The organism is Acutalibacter sp., assembly GCF_056800975.1.
In genome coordinates this window covers 1-3,021 of record NZ_JBQISV010000151.1, presented here as the reverse complement: position 1 = coordinate 3,021, position 3,021 = coordinate 1, and the positions used below count along the sequence as shown (strand labels likewise).

Here is a 3,021-nt window from a genome sequence, read left to right as displayed (position 1 = left end):
GTAGTTTCCGCCGAGCTGGCAAAGATCATTGAGTATAAAATGGCCATCGGGCATAACACGGGCTATGTATACCGTGCAGACGGTTTTCTGGTCGCTACGCCCACAGGCTCCACAGCCTATTCTCTTTCTGCCGGCGGGCCGGTAGTGGAGCCAACCTTGAACTGCATGATCTACACCCCAATCTGTCCCCATTCTCTGTCTGACCGCAGTGTGGTTTTTGCCCCGGACACCTTGCTGACAGTGGAGATTCCCCGAAACCGGAGCCGGGTTTATCTGACAGTGGACGGAGCCATACCGGTGGAGCTGAAGGCTGGCGACCGCCTGACCTTTGGAGGAACAAAAAGCTTTGCCCGCTTTATTAAGCTGACAAACCGCTATTTTTATGATATACTGAATAAAAAGCTGCTGGAAACCTCATAGCACAGGCGAACAACCGCCGGAAAGGAATTGAGATGAAAAACCGACGTCACGCCAAGATTTTGGAGCTGATCAAGGAGTATGACCTGGAGACGCAGGACGAGTTGCTTAGGCATTTGCGTGAGGCAGGGTTCGACGTTACCCAGGCCACGGTGTCCCGGGACATCAAGGAGCTGCGGCTGGTCAAGATTCTCTCCGCAGATGGGAGGTACAAATACTCCACCGGCAGCGAGAACACCAACGCCATGTCCGCAAAATTTTACTCCTTGTTTACCGACTCTGCGTTGTCTGTGGATTCTGCCCAGAACATGCTGGTAATCAAGTGCATGAACGGCATGGCGCAGGCGGTGTGCGCCTCAATGGACGCTATGTTCTGGAAGAATTTTGTGGGGACTCTGGCTGGCGAGGATACCATTTTTGTGGTGTGCCGCACAGAAGCCGCCGCGATGGAGGCACAGGAGGAGCTGAAAAAGCTGCTGCGGTCTTAAAATAATGCTTTATTCTCATGATAGGGAGGCTTTTGAACGTGCTTGCACAGCTGTTCATCAACAATATTGCCGTGATCGAGCGGGCTTCCATAGACTTGGAGCAGGGCTTTACGGTGCTCACTGGTGAGACAGGGGCGGGCAAATCCATCATTATCGACGCCATTCACGCCGTGCTGGGAGAGCGAACCTCGAAAGAGCTGGTGCGCACTGGCGCGGCTGAGGCCTCGGTGTCCGCGCTGTTCACCGGCCTCTCTGAGGATGTGTTGAAAATGCTGGACGAGCTCTCTGTGCCCCGGGAGGAGGATGGCTCTCTGCTCATCCAGCGGGGCATCCGGCTGGAAGGGCGGTCTGCCTGCAAGCTGAACGGCTCGCCGGCAACTGTCTCTATGCTGAAGACCATTGCCCCCCGCTTGGTAGGGATACATGGCCAGCATGAGAGCTATGAGCTGCTCTCCCCAGAGGTCCACATGACCTATATTGACAGCTTTGGCCGTTTGGAGAGGCTTTTGGAGCAATATCAGGCCAGTTACCGGCAGTTAAGGGACATTCAGCGGCGGCTTCGGGAGCTCAACACGGACGAGGGGGAGAAGAGCCGTCAGGCTGATTTGCTGCGTTATCAGATTAACGAGCTTGAGTCAGCCAACCTGGTGCCAGGCCAGCGGGAGGCGCTGACCCAGGAGCGGGAGACGGTGCGCAACAGCGAGAAGATTTCCTCGGCAGTTGAGCTGGTGAAGGCCATTCTCTCCGGTGATGAGGAAAGCAGTGGACTGCGCTCTGAGTTGACCCGGGCGGCCGGCGCGCTGGAACGGGCCGCCAGCTATTTTCCTCAGCTGGAAGAGCCGCTGCAAAAGCTGCGTGAGGCTGGTTTTCTTTTGGAGGATGCGGAAAGTGTGATTTATGGGCTTTCTGTTGACTTTGATCCCTCCGCTTTGGATGCTATTGAGGAACGGCTGGACCAGCTCTATCGTCTTGGCCTGAAATATGGCGAGACAGAGGAGGAAATGCTGCGGTATCTGAACAACTGCCAGGAGAGTCTGCACCGTATTGAGTTCGCGGATGAGGAACGGGAAAAGCTGACAGAAGAATATGAAAAGGCAAAGCAGGCCGCGATTGCCCTGGCCCGGGAGCTCTCGGAAAAGCGCCGGGCGGCAGGAGAACGCTTCACCAAGCAGGTCAAGGCAGAGCTGGCCTTTCTGAACATGCCTGGGGTGGAGTTTGTCACAGAAATCGAGCGTGTACCCCTTACGCCCACTGGCTGCGACAAGCTGCAGTTTTTGGTGTCGGCCAACCGGGGAGAGCCAGCCAAGCCCCTCTCGAAGATTGCCTCTGGCGGAGAGCTCTCCCGGATCATGCTGGCAGTCAAAACTGTGCTTTCGGGCCGGGATAAGATTGATACCCTGATTTTTGACGAGGTGGACTCCGGAGTCAGCGGCGCGGCAGCGAATAAAATTGGGGAGAAGCTCCGGCAGGTCAGCGCGAACCGGCAGGTGCTGTGCATTACCCACCTGGCTCAGATTGCCGCCATGGCGGACCATCATCTTCATATCAGCAAGCATGTGGAGAAGGGCCGCACGTTCACACAGGTGGAACCCCTGGACTTGGAGGGCCGCAAGCGGGAGCTGGCGCGGATCATCGGGGGAGAGAATATTACCCAGCTGCAGCTGGATATGGCCGGAGAAATGTTGAAAAAGACTTGACAAGCGTTTCATTGTCTGCTAGAATGACGTTAATAGCTGTGACGGAACCGGGGCCTCAAGCCCCAACTAAGCGTTGTTTTCTATGGCACAGAGAGCCTGCGGTTGGTGCGAGCAGGACCAGGACAGCGGCTGAAGATACCTTCCTGAGCTGCTTTTCAGAACGCCAGTGGAGAGAAAATTTTCTCTGGGGTTAGTAGGAAAAGCCGTTTGACGAACGTTATCCTGTCAGGGTATGTATGTACCCGTTGAGGCCGGAGCTGTGAGGCTTCGGTAAACTGAGGTGGTACCGCGATTTTATCGCCCTCTGTAAAAAGTATGCCCAATGGGGCGCTTTTGCAGAGGGCGTTTTGTGTTGGGCTGTGGAGGTGAATTTTGTGCTTCAATTGAAGCCGGCGTGGATCGGGGACGCTGCCGCTCTG

4 protein-coding genes are annotated in these 3,021 nt (G+C 55.7%); 3 read left to right on the top strand and 1 reads right to left on the bottom strand.

The window, feature by feature from the left end; translation table 11 throughout:
* The 3 genes from ACTO5E_RS10640 to recN all read left to right on the top strand — a co-directional run.
* The coding region (locus tag ACTO5E_RS10640; protein ID WP_482303503.1) for an NAD(+)/NADH kinase at positions 1-420 on the top strand (420 nt) is incomplete at its 5' end.
* Positions 421-452: 32 nt separating this feature from the next.
* Positions 453-905, top strand: coding sequence for an arginine repressor (gene argR / locus ACTO5E_RS10635; RefSeq protein ID WP_482303501.1), 453 nt, complete (start codon positions 453-455; stop codon positions 903-905).
* A gap of 38 nt (positions 906-943) precedes the next feature.
* Positions 944-2,602, top strand: coding sequence for a DNA repair protein RecN (gene recN, locus ACTO5E_RS10630; RefSeq protein ID WP_482303499.1), 1,659 nt, complete (start codon positions 944-946; stop codon positions 2,600-2,602).
* A gap of 155 nt (positions 2,603-2,757) precedes the next feature.
* On the opposite strand, the gene ACTO5E_RS10625 is transcribed toward recN, so the two are convergent.
* A partial coding sequence (locus ACTO5E_RS10625; protein ID WP_482303498.1) for a hypothetical protein occupies positions 2,758-3,021 on the bottom strand: 264 nt, incomplete at its 5' end.

Coding starts and splice junctions, on each gene's coding strand:
- argR (WP_482303501.1), top strand. CDS start 453: ATGAAAAACCGACGTCACGCCAAGATTTTGGAGCTGATCAAGGAGTAT.